The organism is Paeniglutamicibacter sp. MACA_103 (genome assembly GCF_045798555.1).
Lineage (GTDB): Bacteria > Actinomycetota > Actinomycetes > Actinomycetales > Micrococcaceae > Paeniglutamicibacter.
Genome location: NZ_JBIXLN010000023.1, coordinates 14,072 through 39,365, shown reverse-complemented (window position 1 = coordinate 39,365; position 25,294 = coordinate 14,072). Strand labels below are relative to the sequence as shown.

Sequence of the window (25,294 nt, the reverse complement as noted above, 5' to 3'; positions counted from 1 at the left end):
AAGTTAAACCGGGAGAACGCGGCCAAAGGCCGTTAACGCGGCGTTGCATTGGCCCGGCCTCGGCGCCACGGGGTAATCTTGCGAACGTGGCTCAAAATAACTCCGGCGGTCCATCCCGTGCCGAGAAACTCGTCAGTCTCACCTATGCGTTGATCAACACCCCGCATGGATTTTCCAAGCGCGAGCTCCGCAAGATCGTCGATGACTACCAGTCGCTGAGCGACGCCGCCTTCGACCGGAAATTCGACCGGGACAAGAAGGACCTGCGTGAAATGGGCGTGCCGGTGATGACCCTTGGCACCGGCGCCGAGGAGCGCTATCTGATCACCCCGGCGAGCTACAGGCTGCCCGAAGTAAGTTTCACCACCGAGGAAGCCGCGGTCTTGGGCCTGGCGGCGCAGCTGTGGAAGGACACCGACCTGGAATCCTCTGCCGCCCGGGCCACCGGCCGGCTTTCCGCCGGGCTGGAGGACACCGGGCGCGGGGTGCGGTTCACCGAGTACGTCCCGCGTCTGCATGCCGCCGGCCCCGCGTTTGCCGCCTGCCTCGAAGCAGTCTGGGGCCACCGCGTCCTCTCCTTCGAATACCTAGATGCCCAGGGCCGTGCCAGCGGTCGCACCGTGGATGCATGGGGGATCGGTTCGCGCTTCGGCAACTGGTATCTGGTGGGCCTGGACCACGACCGCCAGGACGTGCGGATGTTCCGCCTGACCCGAATCCTCAGTGACATCCGCACCGGCCACCCGCATTCCTCTCGTCCTGCCGGGTTCTCCATGGCGGAGACCCTGGGTCGCCTGGATCCCGACATTGCCGGTGAAAAAGCCCGGATCTCGGTGGCCAAGGATTCCGGCTGGGCGCTTCGCTCCCGGGCCGAATCCATCACCCCGGGCGACGAGCAGGATGTGCTCGTGCTGCAATTCCACGACCTGATGGCGCTCTCGGCCGATGTGGCTAAGCTGGGGGCGGGAGCCGGCGTGCTGGAACCGGCGTCGCTGGCAACGGCGGTGCGCCGCAGGCTGGAGGGGGCGTTGGCCGCGCAGCAGACAGCGATTCCCGACTACAAACTCAGCAAGCGCCGCAATGCGGGGCGTCCGCCGTCCACCGAAGCCGTGGCCCGAAACCTGGACATCATTTCCTATGTGGCCAAGTTCGGTTCACCCACCGTTGAACAAACGGCAACCCACTTCGGGTTGACTGAAAAGCAGCTTTTGGCCCACCTGCAGACCATCATGATGTGCGGGGTGCCCAACGGGCTGCCAGATGAACTGATCGACGTGGAGTGGGAGGCGGGAACCATCAGCATCAACAATGCCGAGGCCCTGAATTCCCCCATCCGGCTCAGTCTGACGGAGGCCGCCACCATGCTGGCCGGACTGGCATCGCTGCGCGGGCTTCCGGACTTTGAACACGCCGGCGCCGTCGATTCGGCCTACGGCAAGTTGCAGGCAGCAGCGGTGGGCTTCGAGGGCCTCGAATCGGTGCTGTCCATCGCCTTGCGCTCAACCGAGGAAAACGAGATCTACGCCAGCCTGGTGCGGGCGATCCGCGAGCACCAGGTGGTCGACCTGGCGTACTACAGCGCCTCCAGCGACGCGCTGAGCGTCAGGCAGGTCGAGCCCATCCGGCTCGTCGAGAATGCCGGGCGACAGTACCTGCGCGCGTTCTCGGTGCCAAACAACGAAATCCGTAGTTTCCGCATCGACCGGATCCAGTCGGCGGCGTTCAGCGGGCAGGGTTTCACCCTCGATCCGCACAGGCACGACGACCAGGACGACATCTTCTTCACGCCCAGTCCCACCGACGAGCTCGTGGTCCTGGGTTTCGGGCCGCGCCTGGCTTCGCTCGTGGATGAATATGCCCCGGAGCAATGGGCCAAGGGGGCCGAGGAAAACATCGCCGAAATCCGGATGACTTCCACCTCCACCCTTCCGGGGATGGTCGCCTACCACGGCGGGGATCTGCGGGTCATCGCACCGGACTCCTTGCGCACCGACGTCGAAGACTGGCTCCGCGCCGCAGTGTCCACCCTGGAGGTGAAGTAGCGATGTTGCCCTGGTGGTTTTGGCTGTTGCTCTGGGTCGTGCTCGCGCTCGGCACACTGTTGTTCCTTGTCCTGGCCGGAATCCGGCTCTTCCGAGGCTTCATGGCCCTGGCCGGCGACGTCGGCGAGGCCATGGATCGGGTGGGGGCCTCGATGGATGCGGATCCCGAACCACGCACGTACCCCGAAATCCCGGACCGGACCCCGTCGGGCATCGCCGCGCTGTTCCAGGACCCGGACGATGCCCGCGCCGCGCACGATGCCGGGAAACTACGCCGTTCCGCGGCCCGGCGCAACGCACGCATTGAACGCAAAACGCGTCGAGGACAAGCGCAACGCGTGAGCGACCTCGAACTGTTCTGACTGTAGACTTAACACGATTGAAAGGTAGGTTCCCCATGGGTGGAATCCAAGGATGGCATCTGGTCATCATCGTAATTTTGGCACTCTTGCTGTTTGGTGCCCCGAAGCTTCCAGGCCTGGCGCGCTCCGTTGGCCAGTCCCTGCGCATCTTCAAGTCGGAGGTCCGTCAGATGAAGGACGATGACAAGGCTCCGGCAGCCGGTGATGAAACCGTCGAGGGCAAGATCGTTGATCCCGACCGTCGTGAGAACAACGCCTAATCCTTCGTGAGCGAACAAGAAGTGAAATCCAAAAAGGGGCGGAAGGACAATCCCGAGGGCCGCATGGCCCTGAAGGCTCACCTGGTTGAGGCGAGGAACCGTCTCTTCATCTCGCTGATTGCCCTCGTCCTGGGAACAGTCGGCGGGTTCTTCCTCTATGACGAGGTCCTTGGGCTGATCATCGCCCCGGTGCGCGAATATGGCGGCGAAGTCAACTTCACCTCCGTCATGGCGCCCTTTGACATCATGCTCAAGGTCTCGTTGCTCTTGGGGCTGGTGTTCTCCGCACCGATCTGGATCTACCAGCTCTGGGCCTTTATCGTCCCGGGGTTGAAGAAGAAGGAACGCAATACCGCCATCGGCTTCGCCGCCGCGGCCGCACCGCTCTTCATCCTGGGCGTCGGCATGGCCTACTGGGTGTTGCCCCATGCGTTGAAGTTCTTCATCTCGCTGACCCCGGAAAACGCCCAGTCCTGGCTCACGACCGACACGTACCTGCCGTTCGTGTTCCGACTGCTGATCGCCTTCGGGCTGGCCATGCTGGCGCCGGTGCTCATGGTCGGGTTGAACATGGTCGGCGTGCTGAAGGCCAAAATGATCCTGCGGCACTGGCGCATCACCGTCTTCCTCATTGCCCTGGTGGCCGCCATGGCGGCACCGGGCGGCGATGCGATCACCATGTTTGCCCTGGCCGGACCGTTGTTCGTGACATTCGCGACGGCGACGTTTATTTGCCACATCAATGACAGCAAGCGCGACAAGAAGCGGGCCAAGCTTGAGGCCGAAAACGCCGCCACTGCCGGCGAGGGATCCATCATTCCCGAATCGCCGGATCTTCCATAGGAATCCCCGTGTCCGGTGTACGGGCACGGGCGCACCTACTACCCTCCTGAAAGGGGTCGCAGCGTGAGCATGCCGGCCGAGCGATTTAACGCAGCCAAGGAACAAACACCCGGGAGCGATTCCGGGCTAGCAGAGTTCCGCTCCTCACTGGGGTTCGACCTTGATCCATTCCAGGAGGAAGCATGCCGGGCCGTGGCCTCTGGTTCCGGGGTGCTGGTGGCAGCGCCCACCGGCGCCGGCAAGACGGTCGTGGGGGAGTTCGCCATCTTCCAGGCACTCCGCTCCGGCCGAAAGGCCTTCTACACCACCCCCATCAAGGCGCTAAGCAACCAAAAGTACAGTGACCTCGTGGCCACCTATGGTGCCGAACGCGTCGGGCTGCTCACCGGAGACATGACGATCAACGGCGAGGCGGAGATCGTGGTGATGACCACCGAGGTCCTGCGCAACATGCTGTACGCCGACTCGGACACCCTCGATTCCCTGGGCTACGTCGTCATGGACGAGGTCCACTACCTGGCGGACAAGTTCCGCGGCGCGGTGTGGGAAGAGGTCATCATCCACCTGCGCGAGGACGTCCAGGTCATCTCCCTTTCCGCGACGGTGTCCAACGCCGAGGAATTCGGCGGCTGGCTCGACACGGTTCGGGGCGACACCCGCATCATCGTCTCCGAGCACCGTCCCATCCCGCTCTACCAACACGTCATGGTGGGTGGCCGGCTCCTGGACCTGTTTGCCGAGGACGTGTCCTTCGACCAGGTCGCGGATGCGCCCGAGCGCGTGGCCGAGGTCAACCCCGAACTCAGCAAAATGGCCCATCGGGGCCTGACCGGTTCCCGGGGCCGCGTCCAGCGCGGCCGTGGACGCCGCGGGGGCGGGGGAGGAAGCTGGGGGGAGAAGCGCGAGCAGCTCAGCACCAGGGTTTCCCGGCCGGACATGATCATGGCGCTTGACCATGCCGGGTTGCTGCCCTCGCTGGTGTTCATCTTCTCCCGCAACGGCTGTGACGCCGCCGTGGCCCAGTGCGTGCGTTCGGGCCTGGCCCTGACCACCATCGCCGAGGCCACCGAAATCGAACAGACCATCGACATGGTCGCCCACAAGCTGCCGCCGGACGACCTGGAGGTGCTGGGCTTCTGGCCGTGGCGCGAGGGACTCATGCGCGGTTTCGCCGCCCACCACGCCGGGCTGCTGCCGATCTTCAAGGAAGTCGTCGAGGACCTCTTCGTCCGCGGCCTGGTCAAGGCCGTCTTCGCCACCGAGACACTGGCCCTGGGCGTGAACATGCCTGCCAGGTCGGTCGTCATGGAAAAGCTCGAGAAGTTCAACGGCGAATCGCATGTGTCCGTCACCGCGGGGGAGTACACCCAGCTGACCGGCCGTGCAGGACGCCGGGGGATCGACGTCGAGGGCCACGCGGTGGTGCTGTGGCAGCAGGACACCGACCCCGCGGCGGTTGCCGGGCTTGCCTCCAAGCGGACCTACCCGTTGAACTCGAGCTTCCGCCCCACCTACAACATGTCGCTGAACCTGACCTCCCAGTTCGGCCGGGAACGGGCCCGCGGCATCCTGGAAACCTCCTTTGCCCAGTTCCAGGCGGACCGATCCGTGGTCGGCCTGGCGCGCCAGGTTCGCTCCCGCGAGGAATCGCTGGCAGGCTACGCGAAGTCGATGACCTGCCACCTGGGGGACTTCGCCGAATACGCCGGCCTGCGCGAGCAGCTCTCGGCGGCGGAGAAGGACGCGTCGAAAACCATTTCGCGGCTGCGCCGCTCGGCGGCGACCGAATCCCTGGAAACCCTGGCACGCGGGGACATCATCGAAATCCACGGCGCCCGCAAGCTGGGCCGCTGCGTCGTCATCGAGCTGGACAACTCGTGGCACGACCCGCGCCCCACGGTCCTGACCGAGGACAAGCACATCCGGCGCGTCGGGGTCCAAGACCTCAACGGCCCGGTCGAGGTCATCTCCCAGATCCGGATCCCCAAGGGGTTCACGGGCCGCAGTCCCAAGGAGCGCAGGGACCTGGCCGCGTCGCTGCACAACGCGCTGGCCGAGTCCCGCCCGCCCCGCCGCGGCGTCCCCGGGTCCGTCTTCACCGGCAGCGACGAGCAGGAAGCACGCATCACCGAATTGCGAGCCGCGCTCAAGGCACATCCGTGCCACGCCTGCCCCGAACGCGAGGACCATGCCCGCTGGGCCGAACGCCACTCGAAGCTGCTGCGCGACACCAACAAGCTGCGCACCCAGATCAGCGGCCGCACCAACACCATTTCGAAAACGTTCGACAAGGTCGCCAAGGTGCTCGAGGACTTCGAGTACCTCCTGCCCGCCTCCGGTGACCTGGGCCAGGCCCAAATCACCGACGCGGGACAGCGATTGCGCCGCATCTACGGCGAACGCGACCTGCTGACCTCGCTGGTCATGGAAACCGGGACCATGAACGAGATGACCGCCGAGGAACTGGCCGGGTTCATTTCCGCCCTGGTGTTCCAGGCGCGCCGCGAGGACCACGGACCCGATCCGCGCATGCCCACCGCGAAGGTACAGATCGCCTGGGAAACCTCGGTGAACCTGTGGTCGCGCCTCTCGGACGCGGAGGCCAACGCCGGCCTGCCCGAGACAGCGGCACCGGATTCGGGGCTGATCTGGCCGATCTACAAGTGGGCCCGGGGCTCGGACCTGCGCGAATGCCTCCGCGGCACCGACCTTGCCGGCGGCGACTTTGTCCGGTGGGCGAAGCAGGTCATCGACGTGCTGGACCAGTTGGCCAAGATCCCGGACTTGAACACCGGGCTGGCGCGTTCCTGCAACCAGGCGGTCCAGCGGGTCCGTCGCGGGGTTGTCGCTTATTCAAACGTCGTCGACTGAGTCCCGCCACGGCGGAACCGGCCCGGCCCCGGCAGGATTGAGGCACGCCGACACATCGGGCGTGCTTGAGAAAAAGTAAAGGTAAACAATGTCTCTTGAGATGTACCGCAATGGCTCCGTGTATTCCCCGGCGGACCCCTTTGCCACCGCAATGCTCGTCGAAGACGGGACGGTGGCCTGGATCGGCACCGAGGCCGCGGCGGGCGCCTTGCTTGACGCACGGATGACCGAGATCGATCTGCAGGGCGCGCTCATCACCCCCGCATTCGTGGACTCGCACGTCCACCTTTCCTCGCTGGGTGCCAGGCTCAAGGGCCTGGACCTGGGTGCGGCGCGCAGCTCCGCGGACGTGCTCGAGGCACTCGCGGCGGCCGCATCAAGCACCTCCGGGGCAATCCTCGGTGCCGGGTGGGACGAGTCCGCCTTTGGCGCCGGCATGCTGCCCACCGGCGAACAGCTGCAACAGGCCGCCCCGGACCGCGAGGTCTACCTGGCGCGCGTCGATGTCCACTCGGCCCTCATCAGCCCCAAGCTCGCCCAGCGGGTCGGCATCGTGGAGGGTCCGGAATACGCCGATGGCCTCGTCCGCGGGACCGCTCATGCGCGCGTCAGGTCCGCCGTCCTCGCCAACGACGTTGCCGTGAACACCGAAAACCGCGAGCTCGCCCTGCAGCACCTGGCCGCCACCGGCCACGGCACCGTGGTGGAGATGGCCGCCGAGCACATCTCCGGACGCGCCGACCTGGAGGCGCTGCTGGCCCGCACGGACGAAGAGAAGGCCTCCACCCCCGAGGTCTTCGCCTACTGGGGCCAGGCCGTGGGCACGGAGGACGAGGCCCGCGCCCTCATGGCCTCCTTCAATTCTTCATCCGTGGTCGGCCTGGGCGGGGACTTGAACATCGACGGGTCGATCGGTTCCCGCACCGCCTTGCTGCGTGCCGACTACGCCGACGCCGCGGGGGAGCGGGGCACTGCATACCTGGACGTGGAGCAGATCAGCGCCCACGTCGCTGCCTGTTCGCTGGCCGGCATCCAGGCTTCCTTCCATGTCATCGGGGACGCCGGGCTGGACCTGGCTCTTGAGGGCTTTGCCAGGGCCGCCGAATCCGTGGGCCTGGCAAAGGTCCAGGCGGGGCGGCACCGCCTGGAACACGTGGAAATGGTCGACGAGGCCGCGCGGGCCCAGATGCTGGCCTTCGCATTGACCGCGTCGATGCAACCGAGCTTCGATGCCGCCTGGGGTGGCGAGGGCGGTCTCTACGAACAGCGGCTGGGCGGCTCCCGCGCGGCGGCCATGAACGGGGTCGGACAGTTCCTGGCCGCGGGGGTTCCCGTCGTCGTTGGTTCCGATGCGCCAGTCACCTCGGTGAGCCCGTGGAGCACTGTCAAGGCCTGCCTGGAGCTCAGCGATCCGCAGGCACGTGTTTCGGCCAGGGCCGCATTCATGGCCCACACCCGTTCGGGCTTCCGGGCGCTTGGCGCACCGAACCCGATGGCGGGCCAGCTGGTCACCGGAGCCGAAGCCACGTTCGCGATTTGGGATGCCGCGGAGCTGTCGGTGCAGACCCCGGATCTTCGTGTGTCTTCCTGGAGCACCGACGCCCGAGCCGGTACGCCCATGCTCCCGGTGCTGGAAGACGCATTGCCCAATTGCCTGCGAACCGTGCGTTCCGGGCACGTACTCTTCGATGCGCTCGGCGTTTCCTAGAATCATCTTTTCCGCTCGCTGGCGTTCAGACGATCGTGCTTTTTGCAAGGCCTGAAATGAAGTATTGCAAGTTGATTTGATTATTTTCCGGCAATCGGCGCCAACCCGCGATTTATCAGTTGACTTGAGTGGATTCATGAAGTCAGTGGTCCGGAAACGGTTGACAGTTAAAAACTGGACGGTAGGCTGTTACCAATGTCTGATCCTTCGATCCGGCTTGCCGGCATTCCGGTGTGCATGAACAAATCGACCCCGTAGGCACTAGATAACACCTGTCCCGCCGCTTGTCGGCGGGGCGGGACGGACCGAAGCCCGCGGGGTCGATCTGTGCCCACGGCCGAAGCCGAATCGTCTTGCGCATCACACGGCGAGGGTCCGGGTTTCACGAGGTCTGTTGCATATAATTGAGCACTGACCCCCACCTGATCCCCGAAACCAGTCGCAGCGGGTTCCCGCCTAGCGGCACGTTGGTACTCGGCCCCTTGCGGCCCTCTTCCGTGGATCTTTCCATCAGCAGAAAGGGACTGCCGCGTGCGCGTAGTCACGATCATTCCGACTTACAACGAGCTTGAATCGCTTCCCATCACCGTGGGCCGTTTGCGTGCCGCAGTGCCCGATTCGGATGTCTTGATTGTTGACGACAATTCCCCCGACGGCACCGGCGACCTCGCCGAACAGATGGCCGCCGACGACAAGGCCATCCACGTCATGCACCGCACCGGCAAGGCGGGCCTGGGTGCCGCCTACCTGGCGGGTTTCCGCTGGGCATTGGACGCCGGCTACGACGTGCTCGTGGAAATGGACGCCGACGGCTCCCACAAGCCCGAACAGCTTCCGCTGCTGCTGGCAGAGATCCCCAAGGGCGCGGACCTGGTCATCGGTTCCCGCTGGGTTAAGGGCGGCTCGGTCGTTAACTGGCCGCTGCACCGGAAGATGATTTCGCGCGTGGGCAGCTTCTACTCGCGCACCATGCTCGGGGTGAATCTGCGCGACATTACCGCCGGCTACCGTGCCTTCCGTCGAGAAACCCTCGAAGCCCTGGATTTCAACGCCATCGAGTCCGTGGGCTACGGCTTCCAGGTTGACATGACCTTCCGCGTGGCCCAGCTGGGCAAGAAGATCGTCGAGGTTCCGATCACCTTCGTGGAACGTGAACTCGGCGTTTCGAAGATGAGCGGAAACATTGTCATCGAGGCCATGATGAACGTGACCAAGTGGGGACTGAGCGCACGTTGGAAGAAGCTCACCGGCCGCAAGTAGTATCCGCGATGCCCTGAAAAGCATCCGGAAATGGCGAGGGCCCGAATGGATATTCCATTCGGGCCCTCGCCATTTGTGAATCCAGGGGGTTGCTATCCCTTGAGTGCGGCCTGGGCTGCACCACGGGTGGCGCGCAACTTGTCCAGGCGATCCTGCAGGATCGTCTCCAGCTCATCAACGGAGCGGCGCTCGAGGAGCATGTCCCAGTGGGTACGCACCGGCTTCTCGTTGGATTCCTCCGGCTCTGCCTCGCCATTGACCAGCTTGGCAAGCTTGCCGGTCTTCGAAGTCCAGGTTGCGGGGATGTCTGCCTCAGAGGCAAAAATCACGAACACCTGCTCGCCGTCTTCGCAACGGTATTCAACGCGCTGGCGCGCTGCTGGCTCGACGCCAGCCTCAGTTTCCATGCTCTGTGCGCCAAGGCGCATTCCTCGCAGGCTGCGATCGCTCATATTGTCTCCCTACTGCGATTACATACGGGTTCGGCTACCGATTTAAACGTCCCGGTCCAGCTTATAATTCCCGCGGGGCGCAAGTCTCGAAGTTTCCATTATACGGCCCCGGCGCGGCTTCGGGCGGGCGACCTCGGTTGTGAGGTCGCCCGCCCGATCATTTCCGGCCCAAATCGGACGTTACATCAGGGTGTTGCTCGTTCCTTCGGGCTTGTCGTCGCCCGTGCCTTCGGTGAAGTTGCCCAGCGCCCCGCCGATGCCCTTCAGCGCCTCGCCAACCTCGCTGGGGATGATCCACAGCTTGTTGGAGGACCCTTCGGCGATTTTCGGCAGAGTCTGAAGGTACTGGTAGGCCAGCAGCTTCTGGTCCGGCTTGCCGGCGTGGATTGCGTCGAAGACCTTCTGGATGGCCTGCGCCTCGCCGTCGGCCCGCAGGATCGATGCCTTGGCATCGCCCTCGGCCTTGAGGATGGATGCCTGGCGCTGGCCCTCGGCGGTCAGGATGGCGGACTGCTTGGTGCCTTCGGCCGTGAGGATCGCGGCGCGGCGGTCACGCTCGGCGCGCATCTGCTTCTCCATGGAGTCCTGGATCGACAGGGGCGGATCAATGGCCTTGAGCTCCACGCGCGAGACGCGGATGCCCCACTTGCCGGTGGCCTCATCGAGGACCCCGCGCAGCTGGCCGTTGATCTGGTCGCGGCTGGTGAGCGCCTCCTCGAGGTTCAGCCCGCCGACCACGTTACGCAGGGTGGTGGTGGTCAGCTGTTCCACGGCCTGGATGTAGTTGGCGATTTCATAGGTGGCCGCGCGCGGCTCGGTGATCTGGAAGTACACCACGGTGTCAATGGAGACCACCAGGTTGTCCTCTGTGATCACGGGCTGCGGCGGGAAGCTCACAACCTGTTCACGAAGATCCAGCATCGGAAGCAGGCGATCGACGAACGGAATCAGGATCGTCAACCCCGGAAGCAAGGTGCGGTGGTACTTGCCCAGTCGCTCCACGATCCCGGCTCGCGCCTGCGGCACGATGCGCACGGAGCGCAACAGCACGATGATCACGAAGATTGCCAGTACTACCAGGACGACCGTTAGGCCAAGACCCGAAGATTGCATCTCTTCTCTCTTTCGTTGGGGCGCCGTCTTTCAGGTGCCGAAAACTTGTCGTGAAGTACTTAGTCCAGCCCGGGCATGGAGGTGCGCAGCGTGATGTAGGCGGTGGCACCCTCGATGCGAACCACCGACCCGTAGGTCCCCGGCTGCAGCGCCACCTCGTCATCAGTGCGGGCCGACCAGGTTTCCCCGCCGATCTTGGCCCGCCCGTTCATCCTGGAGGTGGGCTCCAGGACCAGGGCGTCCTCGCCGATGAGCCGATCGACGTTGGTCCGCAATGCCTCTGGATCCTTGCGCAGATGCCGCAGGGCTATGGGGCGGACCAACATGATCATGAGCAGCGATACAACGGAGAAGACCACGACCTGGAGCCAGAATTCTCCGCCCGTCAGCGCCACCGCCACACCACCCAGGGCCCCTACGCCCAGCATGATGAAGTACAGGTCGAGGGAGATCATCTCGATGATGGCCAGCAAGAGAAAGAGCGCCAACCAGACCACCCAAGCGTTGGCAATGAGCCAGTCGTACATTTTTACCCCTCAAGTCCGGATGCGTTGGATACACACCAACCTTGTGTCTTCCATCCTCCCTGATCGGGAGTGTAAAACGAATCAGCACAAGGGAGGATGTTCAATCGTTGGACCTCATCATTGAGATACCCGCCCGCCCGGCGGCGGTGTTTGCGCCGGCTACGGGATCCTGCGGAATTCCTGGATACGGAACGCAGCGGTGATGAGCGTGGTGCCTCCCGCTTCGGCGAGCCGGTCGCGCAGCGCCCCGGGGTCCAGGTGATGCCCCGCCGGGCCCATCATCGCCAGCTCGAAGGCGGCTTCCTGCCCAAGCACCAGCGGAATCCGGACCTCCTCGGTGGCGCTGAGCGCGAAGCCGTCTCCCATGGAGGCCACGACCCCGGCCGCCTTGTCCGCGGCAATGCCCAGCAGGCCCAGCAACTCGGCGCCCTCGGCCAGGTGTCCGGGCAGCGGGGTGACCACCAGCGCCGTTCCGCCCGGGCGCAGCACCCGGGCAAACTCCGCACCGTTGTGCGGGGAGAAGATGTTCAGCAGCGCGTCGAAGGACTCGTCCTCCAGGGGAAGCTCGCGCCACAGGTCCCACACCAGCGCGAGGGTGTGGGGGACCTTTGCCGCGCGTCGCATCGCATACCGGGAGATGTCGACTGCGACGGCACTGGCAGCGGAGACCTCGGGCAGGGCCTCCAGCACCTGCCGGAGGTAGTAGCCGGTCCCGGCGCCGGCATCGAGGATCCGCGGGTCCTCGAGCCCGCGCAGGGCGGTGCGCACCCGGCGCCCCAGGGCCTCGGCGAGTGATTCGTAGTGCCCGGCGTCCAGGAACGATGCCCTGGCCGCAACCATCTGCGCCCCGTCTTCCTTGAAGTTCGTTCCCTTGCCCGCGAGCAGGTTGAAATAGCCCTGCTTCGCGGCGTCAAATCCGTGGCCTGCCTCGCATCCAAGCCGGGCGGGCCTGGCCTGCTGCGTCTGCAGGCGCAATGCCAACCGGCATACGGGACAGCGAAGGCCGTCGTCCGGATTCATGTGCTGCTCCAATGGTGTCGTTGCCGTGGTGGCGTCCCGCCTCGAACGCCTCGGTGATTGGCGGTGCGCCGTGGCTTGCTAACCACTGTATCGGCGTCTGGGCCCGGGTCCCGCCATCCCGGCCGGGTCGGCGGGAGCCGGCGTTTGTGCCTCGGCCGAGGGGAGTGGCGCCCCAAGGTGGGCGGCGCCGCGCCCGATCTAGAACCCGAGCCCCGCCCGGGCCTCGGTGATGCCCGGATTGGCCCAGCGCGGGTACTCGTGGTTGGCGCACAAGGACCGTGTCAGGGCCTTGTCGATGTAGACGGTGCCGTCGAGGTGGTCGGTCTCGTGCTGGAAGATCCGGGCCTGCCACCCGGAGAAGTTCCGTTTGACGGCGGATCCATCGACATCCCGGAACGTGGTGGCGATGTCCGCGGGACGCTCCACCACGCCCTGGTAGCCGTTGAACGACAGACAGCCCTCGTAGAAGCCGGCGATGCGGTTGCCGATCGGCTGGTAACGCGGGTTGATGATTTCCAGGTAATCCAGCGGTTCGCGTTCGCGCACGGCGGCGACTTCCGGGACGGATTCGTAGAGGTCCTGCAGCACGGCGATGCGCAGGGGAACGCCCAGCTGCGGGGCCGCGAGGCCGACGCCCGGGGCATCGATCATCACCTCTCGCATGGTCTGCAGGAAGGCGCGCAGCAATGCGGGGTCCAACTGGTCCGCGAAGTCGGCCGCGGGCATCCGCAGCACCGGGTGCCCCAGCTGGACGATGGGCGGGATTTCGCCGGACTCGTGCAGCTGGACGATCCTCTCGACTTCCGCCCGGATCGATTCGGGGGACCAGGCTGGGGGAGTCGTCGATTCGTCGTGCAGTGTCATGCGTGCATGCCTTCCAGGGACGTGGTTCTTGCCGCTGTCGGTGCGGTGCCGGAGTCCAGGGCATTGATCCTGCTGCGCAGCCGCGCGGCCTCGAGTTCGGGCAGGTGGTCGAAGGAATCGGTGAAGCCGTCCTCGACGAACAAATCGAGTCGGACCTGGTGGTCGTAGAGGACGTCGATGACGTTGGCCAGGCGGCGCAGTCCGAAGGGCGTCATCCGGCCGGATCCCGGTACGCCGGAAATGATCCAGTGGTCGTGCTCGCGCGCCAGCGCCAGGTAGTCCAGGGTTGAGGTCAGGGCTTCACAGAGGTCCGCGAAGCCGAACCAGATCTGCCGCCCAGAGATGCGCAGGGCCTGGATCTCGTGGCTGGTCGGGGTCAGCCGCACTGCATCGGCGGCGTGAGGTGCGGTCAGCCCCAGGCGCTGCAGCTCGCCGGGATCCGGTGAGGAAAGCAGCGTTCCGCTGCTAAAGCCCGAACGTTGCCCCGCCTCGCGTTCGATGCTCCGGTAGTCACGGTGTGCGTCGAGCTCGTGCACGGTCATGTGCTCGCGGATGGTGGCGATAGTCGGCAGGACCAAGTGGTGGTAGTACTCGTCCGACAAGAGTTCCTCGGGCGGGTAGTTCGACGTGGTGACCAGCAGGATGTCACGGTCGATGACGTATTTGACGGTGCGCGCCAGCAGCATGGCGTCCCCGGGATCGTTGCAGTGGAATTCGTCGAAGCACAGCACCTCCACGTCGCCGAGCATTGTCTCGATCGACTGCTCGATGGCACTGGTGCGGGCTTCCACGCGGTCGGCCCGGCCCTGGGCGTCCCCACGGGAATCGGGTTCGTCGATTTGCGCAAGGGCAAGGGTCGTGGCCTTGTGGGCCGTGGCGTGCAGGTCGCGAAAGAAGTCGTGAAAATGGACACGCAGCTTGCGCTCGGTCGGGAGCGCGTCGAAGAAGGCCCCCAGAATCCAGGTCTTGCCTCGTCCCGGGGGTCCCCACAGGTAGACGTGTTTTTTCCCGGGGGAGCGGTGCCGGGGAGCCAGGTGCGCAGCGGCATTTCCGGTCAGCAAATCGATGGATTCGAGCTGCATGGCATCGATTTCCAGGTGTTCCGTTTTGGCACGTGCCGCGACGGCTTGCTGCATGGCGTGGCGGTCGTGCCGGGCTGCGCCGCTCAGGTTCAAACCCCGGATGGGCGACTTTGGGTATGGCATACCATCGAGTTTCCCTGAATAACTATGCAAGTGCCAAAACATGCCACCAGGTAGTTATGTCAAGTGTTTATTATCCGGAGCCGTCGCAGGCGGGAGATTGGCTATTCGGAGCTAGTGCGCGATTATCCCAAGGTTACTTCGGCAGTTTTCACGATTCGCCGTCGGGTGCGGGTCGTGCGGCTCGCACCCGCGCGCTGCCACGGCCCGGCGGCCGGTCGGCACGGGTGGCGACGGGGGCAAAACGGTGCAAAAGAGCGCACTAATTGGACATCAGCACATGGGCACGAAACCTCGGGAATTCGCCACTTCCCCGACTATGGCTATTTCGCCGATAATCTACATTATGTCAACTTAGGTTTCGGGAGCCCCTCTCCGCCCACGGTTGAGGTAGATGTCGTCTTGTTTCACTTCACCTGAGGCATCCGGGTACTTGTTCCCTACGAAGGGCGCCAGGGGACGCACGTTGTAGGGGCCCGACACTCAGGCCGGGCCTAATTGCCTTCTCGTTCCCTCAAATTCAGCGAGCACAGTTCGCCTGTCGCGACCAGTTGACCTTGATGCCTTATGGGATGACTGACTTCGAACACTCACCGCGAAGTCGTCATGCTGCAGGCTACAAGGGACACCGAAATTTTGCGGGTCTTTGGTGGTGCGCCTCGACCCAGCGGCACGTTGGCTTTGAACCGTGGTTAGAACGAGGCCGTCTACTTTCACTGGATTTTGATTTCAATGTTGCGGGGACTTCATCCGAACCGTTCATGATCAAACTCCCGGAGCTACTCCCCCACATTTGGTAAAAATCGTTGGTGCCTAATTCGCAAAATCCATGCGCCAGCCTCGTGCCACTGCACGCTGGCCCGAGGCGCCGGAACGCTTGAGGAGGTCTACACTGCCCACGAACCCGTCATCTGCCGGCACAGTCCCTCGCAGATCCGCAAAGCCTTCGAATCAGCCAACATCATCAACCGGAGGTGTTACGAGCAATGCCTGTATTTCAGCTCGGCCGCAGAATCCTATGACGGACAGACAGCAGCCCTCCCCCGCAGGCAAGCAACCAAGTACTCGCGGCCGAGGCGATCACCCGTCCATGGTCATGCTCACCGGCGCCATCGCGTCGCCCTATTGGAGGTCTATCGCTTAATCTGCTTCTCGAAGTCCCCCTTACGCGGGTCAGCCGCGGAATCTCCGACGACTGGAAACCTCAGGGATCGCCGACCCACTGCATAACTAGATGGAATCGAGCTGGTCATCCGGAGACCCCGATTCCGACACAATTCTTCCGCCTAAGCTCAGGTGAACGTGACCCCCAGTGACATGCATCGCGCGGATTCAAAGTGTGCCCCGTATAGGGCACGTTCACCGGGCTTTATCTCGGGCAGGGTATATGGGACACTCAAAATTCAGTGATTGCAAAGGTCCATGTCAACCTTAGATTAGTCCGTATGCGGACCGTCTTACGGGACGGTTCGAGAATTCCTGCCTGATTCGCCGCGAGCGGGATAGATTGTCACCATGGGTGTAGAAAGCATAAAGGTGTCTCTCGTTGATCCGCGCTATGTCAGCGAAGAAGATCTCACTCCGGTGTACCGCGTGGATTTCTGGAATGAGAACGGCGACAGCAGCGAGCATCGGCTCGAGAATGCAGCGTGCGTGGACGACGTCTTGGCCTGGGCCGAAGCCAACAGGGACGGCCGTCAGGCAGTGATCTGGGTTGAATACCGCCATGAAAGCGGAACCGGAATGTGTCGGCTACACGGGCAGGAGCCAACCGGTGGGGACATGCCGTTGCCGCCAAGTTCATCGCTCGTCCCATGACCGCGAAGACCGGTGCGACGAATGGACCCACCACTGAAAGATCGCGCCATGCCCGCATACCGTTCCCCCTGCGGACGGCTGTTGTCACATCTTCCAACAACAAGCTGCGCGCCGTTAAGCATGTGCCTCAGCAAAGCCTTAGCTTACGATTTTCTCGTTTTCTGCGGCGACCCCTAGTAAACCGTTCTGAGCACTGCATCCCGCTTGTCGATGAAGCGCAGTATTACCGTGAGGGCCAGGAACGCGATGACGAAGCAAACAACGATAAAGATCCCGCCGGTCACCACGCTTCCTTTCGGCACTTCTTCAACGCCCCAGACAAGGGCAATGGCCGGTATGAATCCTGCGACGGCTGCACCTACTCCAGCGGCCACTGCCTGGCGGTTCCCCGATGAGGTCGGATGCCGCATACCTTGAATGGCCAAGCTGATGAATGAGCCTGTGCCGGGGATAAGAGCTATGAACGTTCCAAACACCGTGCCATAAAGGATGGGTATCAGGGCATAGCCCACGGGGCCTCCCCATGCGCTAAATCCGTCAGAATCGCCGGAACTGTCGAGGATTTCCGGCAACACCAAAAGCCCGCCGCCGAGGGCACCCATGAGTGCTCCGGCCAGCAAGGCCACTCCAAGCATGGGAATGAACAACGTGGACAATTTTTGAGCAGGGACTGGTGCCATGAGCAAAGCCTAGGCCTTGGTTCCGTGATTCCCGCCTCGGCTTCGGCGGGCGCGTCATTACTGAGCGACGCGCAGCACAGGAACGACACGCTCGCACCTTGCGGACCCAGTGCACCGGCACAGAACGAATATGGAATCTGCATGGCTCAAACCATCCCGCAGAGGGTTCCTCTTCCGGTCTATGGTCTCCTTCCTCGCCCGAGACACGAATCCCATTCCGTCCCAATTGGCCGATGCGTGCCCCGGTTCCTAGTTTCCGAGGGAAGGGATCTGGAGCCTGGCACAGACGTTCTTGTCACCCGGGATCACCGCCACCGTGTTCTCCACGACGCAGGAAGTCAGTTCCGGTACGTAGTGTCCAGGGCCAAGCCCGCTTTCCTCTGGGGGCGAGTAGATCTGGCCGTATTCATCGAGATGGATCTTGCCGCTGTTCTTGCCGGGAGGCGGCTGGGGATAGTCATCCGGAACCAAGTGATCCGTGATGCCCTCGGGGTTCATCATGCCCAGGTTCCAGTACGTGGAACACAGCGCGACCCCGCCTTCGACCTGGTCGGATTCGCCGGGCTTTGGTTCAACTCCTGTTCCCATGAAGGGGCCCAGTTGATAGCCGGGATCGCCCTCGTCCTCGCTGATCACGAACTGTGAAGCCTTGAGGTCCGCGTTGTAGTAGCAGCGGATTTCGCGTTTGTCTTCAACGGGCTTGGTGGCGATGTAGTACGCCGATCCGGTTGCCGCGAACACCAAGGCGCCGGCGGTGGCCAGGACCAGGGGTTTCCGGTGACGCCGGGGCTTGCCTTGTGCTTGAGAAATTTCATTGACCAACGCCGAGCGCACTTGGGTGCGACGCGCCGCTGAGAAGCGTGGTTCTTCGGGATTCATGACCGACTCGTTTCTGGAGAGAGTTTCAGCGAAGGCTCGGTTCTCGGCTCGGAAACAGCTCTAAGTTTCTTTCGCGCGCGATTGAGCCGCGAGCGAATGGTCCCCACGGGTGTGCCAAGGGCACGGGCCGCATCGCTGTACGTGAAATCGAACATCAGGCATAGCACTGCCACCGCCCGTTCGACCGCACTCAGTCCCGCACCGTCGAGAAGCTTGCCTGCAAGGACTTGTGCGTCCAGCATCTCGGCAACGTGGGGTTCGAATGCCGTGGTTTCCTCGTCATAGGGAAGCTTTTCGATCAATGCCCGATAGCGTTTTGCCGTACGTGCACGATTGATGTTTGACTTGGCAGCGACCCCGATCAGCCACGGCAGCAGAGAGTCACGCTCCAGCCGGATCGTTCCCCGTTTGCGCCACGCTTCCATGTAAGAGATGGAGACCAGCTCCTCGGCATCATGCCAGGACCCGCAGGCGCTCAGGCAGAACCTGAACAGCGCATCGGCGTGGCGATCGAACAATGTCCCGAACGCGTTGGCGTTGCCTGCCGCGCATCGGTCCCAAAGGTCCTGATCGTTGCCTGATAACTGGTTCATATCTAGTAGTGTCCACCACCGCGAAATAAGTTCGCGGTGGGATCGCCCTTCCCCGTGGCCTCCCAGCCATGCCCTCCGGTGTCCCGCAGAAGGTTCCTTCTGTGGGAAACCACATCGCCGCTGACTCACGGGCCCGACAAGGCCCAGTCAACAACAAATTCTTGTCTTCTAAAGAACTCAAGCAGATCCAGAATTATTTATGATGCCGCGCTAGACTGACAGCTTTGCACACAAGTTCCCTGTGACCACAGATCCGCAACCAAACAGAGTGAGCGCAGCCACCACATGAAGAGCACCCCAACGATTCGGCGCACGTCGACCGTGCCACTCATCGCCCTGGTTGTCATCTCCTCACTGGCCATCGTCGGGGACGAAGCCGCCTCCATGTCCATGGTGCTCACCGCCGTCGACCAAGGCCAACCCTGGATGGTCACGTGGTTCTCCCTCTCCCTGGCCATCCCGGCGATGGTCCTGGCTCCCTTTGGAGGGGCGATCGTCGATCGCTACGATCCCCGCAAGATCTGGGTCGTCTGCCTGGCGCTCCAAAGCCTCTGCATCTGCATCGCTGCGTTGCAGGATGACTTCTGGTCCCGTCTCGCACTGCTGGCCGCCTCCAATGTCATCAACATCCTCTCCAGCAGCGCCGCGTTCGCCTTGCTGCCCAGGCTGACCGGTCCTATCCGCATCGAACGGGCAAACTCCCTGATGGCCATCGGCTCATCCCTGGCCTATATGGTTGGGCCCGCCCTTTCTGCCTGGCTGTTCGACATTGTCGGCGCATCGCTGATGCTGGGCGTCAATGCCGGAACCACCGCGATCCTCGCCGCCACGGCTGTGTTCCTGGTGCTGCGCGTCGAACGCCCGGAATCCACCGCAGCCGACTCCTGGAACCTTTTCGGCGGTGTGCGCGACGGCTGGGCGGCCATCCGCTCCTCCCCTGTTGTCGCGGCCACGATGCCGCTGCTGATCCTCATCATGATCAGCACCTCCATCGAAGCCGTCGCAGGAGTGTTCTGGCTGAGGCAAATCTCCGGAACCGACACACTCTACGGCTTGGTCCTGTCCTGCTGGGCCGTCGGGTCGATCATCGGCGCCTACCTTGCCGGTACCAAGCGCCTGGCACCTCGCACCATGTTGCTCATCGTGGGCGGCGGGCTATGCATGGCACTGGCGATATTGACCGAGGGCCTGGTCCCGATCGCCATCATCATCGGTGGGGCCTTCGTCATCGGCGGCCTGGGCAACGGAACGCACAACGTCGGGGTCCGAAACCTGATCTTCCAGCAGATCCCCAAGGCCCATATCGGAAGTGCCTGGGCCTATTACCGGATGCTCACCAGCACCTCTGTGGCCATCGGCTACATTGTTGGCACCCCACGAACACCGAGTGGTGCTCAAAGCATGGTTGTCACTGCCGGCGTCTGTGCGCTGGCTGGTGTGCTGATCGCCCTAGTTGCCCTGCGTGTATTCCGACTCCGGGGAATACACCCCGCTACAAAGGAAGCGCCCGCCCCGGAAGATCAAGCCGATCCGTCCACGACAATTTCCAACTAACCACGAGCCTCGTTATCCGCGGAAGGCACGGGGGCTGGCGCACTGAAAACCCCGTTTCGCCGTCACCGATGAAGATTCGAAATTCTGTCCCGGAGAGCGTTCCCCCTACGGACGTGAAATCGTTGGGCACAAATCTTTGAATATCCTGGGTAGTCGTTTCGAAGAACTGACATGCCGGGTGCTTCACGGAACCCCTCGCCTAAGTTTCCCGAGGCAGTAGCTTCTCGAAACATGTGGATGTGCTCGTGATCGCTGCGTAAATAGCCGTTGCGTAAGGTGTTGGATTGGTGCCTCACTCTCGAATCTTGCAGCCGGCGTTGCCTTGCTGATCCAAAGAGCTCGGCGGCCGTCGAAGAATTAGGACCCGATCATGGAACCATTCCAGCTGATCGGACACTAGAGGGTATGAGCAGGGAAATGGAAGTCTCCGACGAGGCGCTTTGGCAGTTGATGACCAATGGAGACGGTGAAGCCTTCGGCATCCTTTTTGACCGGCACCGGACCCGGATACTGAACCACTCCATGCGGATCGTCGCATCGATACACGTGGCAGAGGACGTAACGGCCATGGTTTTCTACGAAACGTGGCGACGCAGAGCCGATGTGCGCCTCGTCAACGGATCGATCGTCGCATGGCTGCTGGTCACCACGAACAATACGATCCGGAACCACGCCCGACAACAACGCCGATATCGGCATCTGCTCAGTCGGCTTCCACCGCCTGATACATCGGCAGATATTGCCGAGACCTTCGCGCAAGCGGAACAACGCGACAGCGATGCAGCCAACTTGCGCAAAGCCTTCGCGCAACTCAAGCCCCTAGACCGCGACGTGCTGACGCTGTGTGTGGTTGAGGAACTGAGCACCCGTGAAGCCGCCACAGCCCTGGCAATAGCCGAGGGCACCGTGAAATCGAGGCTGCATCGTGCCAAAGCCAGGCTCGGAAACCTATACACCGACATTCGAGATACCCGCGAGCAAGAGGCCACCATGCTGGGAAGGACAACACCATGAAGACCAACGAGATCCCCACGGACAGAAACCAGGCGCTGCGCGCCCAACTTGTCGCGATGCCCATCGACACTGCGACCGGGAAATTTCCCCGCCGGAAGACCCAAGCAGGGAAGGCCTCCCCTCAACCCAACAGACCGCGTCGCAAGACTCGGGCGATCTTCGCGCTGGCCGCAGCCGGTGTTGGGCTGATGGTGGTCGGACAGCTCAACGTCACGATCCAAAGCGCGCATGCGTCAGAGGTTCTGCATGCTACGGCGGAAAAGTCGATGAACTTCACAGACCCGGTGCCTGGCAATGGCCAATATTTGCTCGTTTCGACGCACGCCAACTGGTTGGTGGCCGGAGACGGCATCAAACCTCATCTGGCACCGCAGAACATCGACGTCTATGTTCCGTCCGACGCTAACCAGGAGTGGGTACTTGACCGGGACTGGGGTGATAAGGAAACACGGCGGGAAGTGGTCCGTGCCCAATATGGTGATTTTTATGATTCCCCGTGGACCGTTGTGGGGTTGCAGGAGATGGAGACTATGCCGCGCGATGGAAAGGCACTGTACGAACTCTTCAACAGCCAGTACCAAGGCCGTTCCGCATCCCGTGACGAAGACAATTTTGTCCGGATCACCGATCTGCTCAGAACGGGCTTGGTCCCTGCCGACTTGCGCGCCGGACTCTACGAGGCGTTGGCTTTGGTTCCCGGGGTGAGCGTTAGCGAGAACCAAAAGAACTCCGACGGGAGGTCCGGAACCGCGATTGGTCGGACCGAGGCGCTGCGTGGCGGGGAACGTTCGGAGATCATCATTGACCCGAATACCGGGTTGGTGATCGGCGAGCGAGATGTCATGACGATTGCAGCCTTTGGATTCGGCATCAACAATGTAACCGGCCACACTGCCATCGATTACCAGATCGTTGATTCGATACCGAAGTAGGAAAGACGGCACTACCGGAATCGGTTCGCTCCGACAACCGGGCCGATTCTTGCGGTCGTTGCGATAGCCAGTTCTTCTGGAGATCGTAACGACCGTATCGTCGTTGTCGAGAAGACTGTCAAAAAGTTTGACGGATCGTGGCGGGACTGGCGGATTCTTGGAGCGTCCCGTAGAGGGTTCCCCAAATGGGGCTGCCGCCGCAGCGTGCACAACGGGCGTTGAGGAAAAAGCGGTCACTTCGCCTTAGCGACGGGTTACTCATATGGAGGCTCGTTTTCGCGAGATTTCTGGTGGAGACTATTCGTGAATCCGTCTTTACCGGCGAGCATCATTCCCGCACCCGCGGGAAGTAATAACAGCAGTGGAAGCCACTGAGTGAAAGCGAAGACAATCAAGACAACTATCATGATGATAATCGGAGCACTACGGTAAATCCTCGGCATTACCTGGCCTCCATCGAAGCGGAACTGAGCTTCTCCGTGAGTCTACGTGCTGTTTTCCAGACTTCGTTAGACCTATGGATGCCAGATCCTTAAATCTGACCGGTGAGGGTTCCCCAATCGGACGCCAAAAGCAGTGCAGTCGACTTCGAAAAATGACAGGTGAACACGTTGCTAGTGTCTTCAAGGGATCTTCTGGCCGCATGTCTTCGTTATAAATGAAGTCCTGTCTTGGCCTTGGCTATCCACTGACTACTGAGATTCCCGAGCCGAGATTTACCCGCGATTTCCTCGCTGGCGATTCGATCTGAACCACGAGAGGACCGCGAGCCGATTTCGACACCTTGTTGGGGAACCAGAGCCGGTCTCGTTGCACAACGATCAGGAGACCGTCATGGCCACCCATGGAAGCGAATGTGCTGGAAAGATCGTAAAAATTGGGGATGGCCAAATCTTCGGACAGCGTCGCTACGGTGGCCAGGACGTCTTCCACTCCGATGCCGACTTCACTGATGGACACCATGTATGGGTTTTCACCGCCACTGGAAACTATGGACACATCGGCGTCGCGGGCAATGAACTCCAGGATGATGCCTTCGGGGCCCAGAAAATACAACGACCGAGATTTCCAATCATCCGAACCGAGGATGAGCTCCGAGCCGTCTGCCTCGAGCATTGTCACCCGGCGGGCCAGCCATTCGTGGGCCAGTTCGAACTCTGAGGGAAGGATTCCGAAAGCGAGGTGATGGACGCCCTCAAATCCGTCCCCGGTGGTCAGCGTTAGTCGGCTTGAACCAATGGCGACCTCCGCGCTAGTGGGAGTCGTTTCGACGGGCAGCAGCAGAACGTCGCGGTAGAACTGTGCTGCTTTCTCCAGGTCACGGACGGTGATTGATACGTTGAGGATTTTCATTATCTATATTCCTTCCCTTGGAAATCGGTTCATGAGGAGGTATCCGTCGGTCAGATGATTCTCGAGCCGAAACTTCCGGCCATAATGCTCTGGGGTGATTCGTGAGGTCGCGGGATGACCGCCGTTCGCCTTGAGTCTGCTCTCTCCCGGATCCGTTTCCGCAGGAGCCGTAACAATTGGCGTCGTTCCCATGCAGGGCTAGGAAGTATCGAGTCTTTTTCGCGATCCCCAATTGTGGTGGCGTCGTGTTCGTTCCGGATCAAGATGGCAGTCAAGTTGCTCCTTGTGTTCGAGGGCGTACGCACCATCGAACTAGCTAAAGTTAGCTTGAGGTCAAGCTAACGGTATGCAAGCATGAGCACATGACTACCGCCACACCCAAGAGCCTGCTGCCCATTGGAGAAATTGCAAGCAGGTCAGGCTTGTCGGTACCCACCGTGAGGTATTACGAATCCCGTAACCTCATCACCTCTGAACGAACCACCGGCAACAAGCGCCTCTTTCGCCGCTACACCCTGCGACGACTGGCTGTAATTGCCGCAGGACAACGCGTAGGGCTGACCCTGGCAGAGATTGCCGAAGCACTGGCCGAACTTCCATTCGACAAGGCCCCGACCCAAGACGATTGGCATCAGCTCAGCACCCACTGGGCGCTGATGGTGGCACGAAGAATCCGCCAACTGGAAAGACTTCAAGGATCACTCGACGAATGCATCGGCTGCGGTTGCCTCTCCCTCAAGAAGTGTCACCTCTTCAATCCTCACGACGAGGCCGCATCTGAAGGCCCCGGTTCTCGTTGGATACGGAAAAGCATGGAGTACGACGGCGAAGAAGCTGCAAGCGGATGAAAAGCGTCTTCTGCCCTCCGGAGCACTGACGAACCTCGTCCGGCCGGTGTCCCGCAAGGCTTTCCGCCTACGGACTGGCCAGACGTTGAATTTCATGCGCCCGTCCACCCAGAATCTGGCCACCGGTCATCGACCGTCTTATGGGACAGCGTGGAATGGGGACGCGAAACACCCAACGCCGAACGGACTACGCCATCAAGGCTTCAAAAAGAATGAAGATATTTCCTTACCGTATGGTGAATAAGAAGGAAATGGCGTTAGCTTTCCGGGAAGAGAACGATCCCTTCCACGAGGAACCAGAAGGAAACAATGGCACCGGGGCAGATCAAGGAAAGTATGGACAGCGCTTCGATTCGAAGCGTGATGGTAAACATCCTTGGGTGCGGTACCTTGATGAACTTTGTTACAGGTCAGTTAGCGGGGCCAATTGTTGCCTCCATAATCATCCTCATCGTCGTGATGACTGCTGTTTTCGCCGTAGAATTCAGCGTCAAGTTCCGCCGCAACAAGCCAGGTGTGATCAAAGGATTCGCTACATTAAGCCTGTCGTGGTTTGCCCTTACTTCCGCTGTTTTCTTGGTCCTATGGTCCCTTTATCAGTTATTCACCAACCCAACACTCTCGGTAGTCATTACCCTGATATCGGGAATCGTCATCTGTTCCGCGCCGGTGTCAGTTTTGTGGTCCAGCGTTATAAGTTGGGTCAGCAGAAAAGCCGAGGCTGCTAACACCGCGCACCTGGAACGCAAAGAACCTCACCAATAGTCAGATTACTGTCCGATTGAGGTTCCCCATCCGGGCGGTGAGCGTACCGCAGGAACTCTAAGTTGGAGGTTGAAAATCCGGCGCCAACCCCGGGAGGCCATCATGAGAAATGACCTAGGGACAGGGTATGCCCCATCGCAACACTTGATTGACATCGGTGAAGACGTTTTCTACGGGCGAGTTCTCGCTGGCCCGTGGCTTGAACACACCATCGTGGTCCAAGCCATTGAGATTGACGGTAATGGCGCAAGTCCTCGGAGCATGATTGTGGCTAAGTATTCATTCAACGACGAACCCGTTAATGGCGATGAGTCGGGTTCCCCAGACCGGTCAT

At 61.9% G+C, this 25,294-nt stretch carries 23 protein-coding genes; 13 read left to right on the top strand and 10 right to left on the bottom strand.

Annotated features, from left to right (window positions below):
* Window positions 1-86 precede the first annotated feature (86 nt).
* The 7 genes from ACIPVK_RS12270 (at window position 87) to ACIPVK_RS12240 (ending at window position 9,346) form a co-directional block, all read left to right on the top strand.
* Complete coding sequence (locus ACIPVK_RS12270; RefSeq protein ID WP_407612263.1) at window positions 87-2,042, top strand: helix-turn-helix transcriptional regulator; 1,956 nt, start codon at window positions 87-89, stop codon at window positions 2,040-2,042.
* 2 nt (window positions 2,043-2,044) lie between these two features.
* Window positions 2,045-2,404, top strand: a complete 360-nt coding sequence (locus tag ACIPVK_RS12265) for a hypothetical protein (RefSeq protein WP_407612262.1) — start codon at window positions 2,045-2,047, stop codon at window positions 2,402-2,404.
* A gap of 35 nt (window positions 2,405-2,439) precedes the next feature.
* The gene (tatA, locus tag ACIPVK_RS12260) at window positions 2,440-2,664 is read left to right on the top strand and encodes a Sec-independent protein translocase subunit TatA (RefSeq protein ID WP_113764502.1); all 225 of its coding nucleotides are present in this window, start codon (window positions 2,440-2,442) and stop codon (window positions 2,662-2,664) included.
* 21 nt (window positions 2,665-2,685) lie between these two features.
* Window positions 2,686-3,507, top strand: coding sequence for a twin-arginine translocase subunit TatC (tatC, locus tag ACIPVK_RS12255; RefSeq protein ID WP_407612261.1), 822 nt, complete (start codon window positions 2,686-2,688; stop codon window positions 3,505-3,507).
* A 69-nt stretch (window positions 3,508-3,576) separates the two neighbouring features.
* Window positions 3,577-6,378 (top strand): DEAD/DEAH box helicase, encoded by a 2,802-nt coding sequence (locus tag ACIPVK_RS12250; RefSeq protein WP_407612298.1) that lies wholly within the window; start codon window positions 3,577-3,579, stop codon window positions 6,376-6,378.
* Between the two features lie 88 nt (window positions 6,379-6,466).
* Window positions 6,467-8,086, top strand: coding sequence for an amidohydrolase (locus tag ACIPVK_RS12245; protein ID WP_407612260.1), 1,620 nt, complete (start codon window positions 6,467-6,469; stop codon window positions 8,084-8,086).
* A 531-nt stretch (window positions 8,087-8,617) separates the two neighbouring features.
* The gene (locus ACIPVK_RS12240) at window positions 8,618-9,346 is read left to right on the top strand and encodes a polyprenol monophosphomannose synthase (protein WP_407612259.1); all 729 of its coding nucleotides are present in this window, start codon (window positions 8,618-8,620) and stop codon (window positions 9,344-9,346) included.
* Window positions 9,347-9,438: 92 nt separating this feature from the next.
* Here ACIPVK_RS12240 and ACIPVK_RS12235 read toward each other — a convergent pair whose 3' ends face one another.
* From ACIPVK_RS12235 to zapE, 6 genes are all read right to left on the bottom strand, one after another.
* Entirely contained in the window at window positions 9,439-9,798 is a 360-nt protein-coding gene (locus ACIPVK_RS12235; RefSeq protein ID WP_407612258.1) for an RNA polymerase-binding protein RbpA, read from the bottom strand.
* A 180-nt stretch (window positions 9,799-9,978) separates the two neighbouring features.
* Entirely contained in the window at window positions 9,979-10,911 is a 933-nt protein-coding gene (locus tag ACIPVK_RS12230; protein ID WP_407612257.1) for an SPFH domain-containing protein, read from the bottom strand.
* Window positions 10,912-10,970: 59 nt separating this feature from the next.
* The gene (locus tag ACIPVK_RS12225) at window positions 10,971-11,438 is read right to left on the bottom strand and encodes an NfeD family protein (protein ID WP_407612256.1); all 468 of its coding nucleotides are present in this window, start codon (window positions 11,436-11,438) and stop codon (window positions 10,971-10,973) included.
* A gap of 159 nt (window positions 11,439-11,597) precedes the next feature.
* Window positions 11,598-12,458, bottom strand: a complete 861-nt coding sequence (locus tag ACIPVK_RS12220; protein WP_407612255.1) for a methyltransferase domain-containing protein — start codon at window positions 12,456-12,458, stop codon at window positions 11,598-11,600.
* Between the two features lie 198 nt (window positions 12,459-12,656).
* The gene (locus ACIPVK_RS12215) at window positions 12,657-13,322 is read right to left on the bottom strand and encodes a peptide deformylase (RefSeq protein WP_407612254.1); all 666 of its coding nucleotides are present in this window, start codon (window positions 13,320-13,322) and stop codon (window positions 12,657-12,659) included.
* Window positions 13,319-14,527, bottom strand: coding sequence for a cell division protein ZapE (zapE, locus tag ACIPVK_RS12210; protein WP_407612253.1), 1,209 nt, complete (start codon window positions 14,525-14,527; stop codon window positions 13,319-13,321). Before zapE ends, ACIPVK_RS12215 begins: the two co-directional genes overlap by 4 nt.
* Before the next feature lie 1,512 nt (window positions 14,528-16,039).
* Between zapE and ACIPVK_RS12205 the strand changes: the two genes are divergently transcribed.
* Window positions 16,040-16,342 carry a hypothetical protein gene (locus tag ACIPVK_RS12205; RefSeq protein WP_407612252.1) on the top strand — a complete coding sequence of 101 codons (303 nt, stop codon included), beginning with the start codon at window positions 16,040-16,042 and terminating at the stop codon, window positions 16,340-16,342.
* A gap of 173 nt (window positions 16,343-16,515) precedes the next feature.
* Here the strand turns inward: ACIPVK_RS12205 and ACIPVK_RS12200 are convergent, their stop codons facing one another.
* From ACIPVK_RS12200 to ACIPVK_RS12190, 3 genes are all read right to left on the bottom strand, one after another.
* Window positions 16,516-17,022: a hypothetical protein gene (locus tag ACIPVK_RS12200; protein WP_407612251.1), complete on the bottom strand. Its 507-nt coding sequence runs from the start codon at window positions 17,020-17,022 to the stop codon at window positions 16,516-16,518.
* A 249-nt stretch (window positions 17,023-17,271) separates the two neighbouring features.
* Window positions 17,272-17,901, bottom strand: a complete 630-nt coding sequence (locus ACIPVK_RS12195) for a hypothetical protein (protein ID WP_407612250.1) — start codon at window positions 17,899-17,901, stop codon at window positions 17,272-17,274.
* Complete coding sequence (locus tag ACIPVK_RS12190; RefSeq protein WP_407612249.1) at window positions 17,898-18,494, bottom strand: RNA polymerase sigma factor; 597 nt, start codon at window positions 18,492-18,494, stop codon at window positions 17,898-17,900. Before ACIPVK_RS12190 ends, ACIPVK_RS12195 begins: the two co-directional genes overlap by 4 nt.
* 285 nt (window positions 18,495-18,779) lie before the next feature.
* Here ACIPVK_RS12190 and ACIPVK_RS12185 point away from each other — a divergent pair, with 285 nt between their 5' ends.
* The 3 genes from ACIPVK_RS12185 (at window position 18,780) to ACIPVK_RS12175 (ending at window position 21,994) form a co-directional block, all read left to right on the top strand.
* Entirely contained in the window at window positions 18,780-20,048 is a 1,269-nt protein-coding gene (locus ACIPVK_RS12185) for an MFS transporter (RefSeq protein ID WP_407612248.1), read from the top strand.
* 417 nt (window positions 20,049-20,465) lie between these two features.
* A complete protein-coding gene (locus tag ACIPVK_RS12180; RefSeq protein ID WP_407612247.1) occupies window positions 20,466-21,062 on the top strand; it encodes an RNA polymerase sigma factor in 597 nt (198 codons plus the stop codon).
* Window positions 21,059-21,994: a CU044_5270 family protein gene (locus ACIPVK_RS12175; protein WP_407612246.1), complete on the top strand. Its 936-nt coding sequence runs from the start codon at window positions 21,059-21,061 to the stop codon at window positions 21,992-21,994. The genes ACIPVK_RS12180 and ACIPVK_RS12175 overlap by 4 nt, the downstream gene beginning before the upstream one ends.
* Before the next feature lie 681 nt (window positions 21,995-22,675).
* On the opposite strand, the gene ACIPVK_RS12170 is transcribed toward ACIPVK_RS12175, so the two are convergent.
* Window positions 22,676-23,347 (bottom strand): VOC family protein, encoded by a 672-nt coding sequence (locus ACIPVK_RS12170; protein WP_407612245.1) that lies wholly within the window; start codon window positions 23,345-23,347, stop codon window positions 22,676-22,678.
* Window positions 23,348-23,709: 362 nt separating this feature from the next.
* Here ACIPVK_RS12170 and soxR point away from each other — a divergent pair, with 362 nt between their 5' ends.
* The gene (soxR, locus tag ACIPVK_RS12165) at window positions 23,710-24,195 is read left to right on the top strand and encodes a redox-sensitive transcriptional activator SoxR (RefSeq protein WP_407612244.1); all 486 of its coding nucleotides are present in this window, start codon (window positions 23,710-23,712) and stop codon (window positions 24,193-24,195) included.
* A 309-nt stretch (window positions 24,196-24,504) separates the two neighbouring features.
* Window positions 24,505-24,960 (top strand): hypothetical protein, encoded by a 456-nt coding sequence (locus tag ACIPVK_RS12160; protein ID WP_407612243.1) that lies wholly within the window; start codon window positions 24,505-24,507, stop codon window positions 24,958-24,960.
* Window positions 24,961-25,294: the final 334 nt, after the last annotated feature.

What these genes read in the sequence shown, in the direction of transcription:
- ACIPVK_RS12265 (WP_407612262.1), top strand. Translation starts at nt 2,045, where the DNA reads ATGTTGCCCTGGTGGTTTTGGCTGTTGCTCTGGGTCGTGCTCGCGCTC.
- tatA (WP_113764502.1), top strand. Translation starts at nt 2,440, where the DNA reads ATGGGTGGAATCCAAGGATGGCATCTGGTCATCATCGTAATTTTGGCA.
- ACIPVK_RS12250 (WP_407612298.1), top strand. Translation starts at nt 3,577, where the DNA reads ATGCCGGCCGAGCGATTTAACGCAGCCAAGGAACAAACACCCGGGAGC.
- ACIPVK_RS12245 (WP_407612260.1), top strand. Translation starts at nt 6,467, where the DNA reads ATGTCTCTTGAGATGTACCGCAATGGCTCCGTGTATTCCCCGGCGGAC.
- ACIPVK_RS12235 (WP_407612258.1), bottom strand. Translation starts at nt 9,798, where the DNA reads ATGAGCGATCGCAGCCTGCGAGGAATGCGCCTTGGCGCACAGAGCATG.
- ACIPVK_RS12230 (WP_407612257.1), bottom strand. Translation starts at nt 10,911, where the DNA reads ATGCAATCTTCGGGTCTTGGCCTAACGGTCGTCCTGGTAGTACTGGCA.
- ACIPVK_RS12225 (WP_407612256.1), bottom strand. Translation starts at nt 11,438, where the DNA reads ATGTACGACTGGCTCATTGCCAACGCTTGGGTGGTCTGGTTGGCGCTC.
- ACIPVK_RS12220 (WP_407612255.1), bottom strand. Translation starts at nt 12,458, where the DNA reads ATGAATCCGGACGACGGCCTTCGCTGTCCCGTATGCCGGTTGGCATTG.
- ACIPVK_RS12215 (WP_407612254.1), bottom strand. Translation starts at nt 13,322, where the DNA reads ATGACACTGCACGACGAATCGACGACTCCCCCAGCCTGGTCCCCCGAA.
- zapE (WP_407612253.1), bottom strand. Translation starts at nt 14,527, where the DNA reads ATGCCATACCCAAAGTCGCCCATCCGGGGTTTGAACCTGAGCGGCGCA.
- ACIPVK_RS12205 (WP_407612252.1), top strand. Translation starts at nt 16,040, where the DNA reads ATGGGTGTAGAAAGCATAAAGGTGTCTCTCGTTGATCCGCGCTATGTC.
- ACIPVK_RS12200 (WP_407612251.1), bottom strand. Translation starts at nt 17,022, where the DNA reads ATGGCACCAGTCCCTGCTCAAAAATTGTCCACGTTGTTCATTCCCATG.
- ACIPVK_RS12195 (WP_407612250.1), bottom strand. Translation starts at nt 17,901, where the DNA reads ATGAATCCCGAAGAACCACGCTTCTCAGCGGCGCGTCGCACCCAAGTG.
- ACIPVK_RS12190 (WP_407612249.1), bottom strand. Translation starts at nt 18,494, where the DNA reads ATGAACCAGTTATCAGGCAACGATCAGGACCTTTGGGACCGATGCGCG.
- ACIPVK_RS12185 (WP_407612248.1), top strand. Translation starts at nt 18,780, where the DNA reads ATGAAGAGCACCCCAACGATTCGGCGCACGTCGACCGTGCCACTCATC.
- ACIPVK_RS12180 (WP_407612247.1), top strand. Translation starts at nt 20,466, where the DNA reads ATGGAAGTCTCCGACGAGGCGCTTTGGCAGTTGATGACCAATGGAGAC.
- ACIPVK_RS12175 (WP_407612246.1), top strand. Translation starts at nt 21,059, where the DNA reads ATGAAGACCAACGAGATCCCCACGGACAGAAACCAGGCGCTGCGCGCC.
- ACIPVK_RS12170 (WP_407612245.1), bottom strand. Translation starts at nt 23,347, where the DNA reads ATGAAAATCCTCAACGTATCAATCACCGTCCGTGACCTGGAGAAAGCA.
- soxR (WP_407612244.1), top strand. Translation starts at nt 23,710, where the DNA reads ATGACTACCGCCACACCCAAGAGCCTGCTGCCCATTGGAGAAATTGCA.
- ACIPVK_RS12160 (WP_407612243.1), top strand. Translation starts at nt 24,505, where the DNA reads ATGGCACCGGGGCAGATCAAGGAAAGTATGGACAGCGCTTCGATTCGA.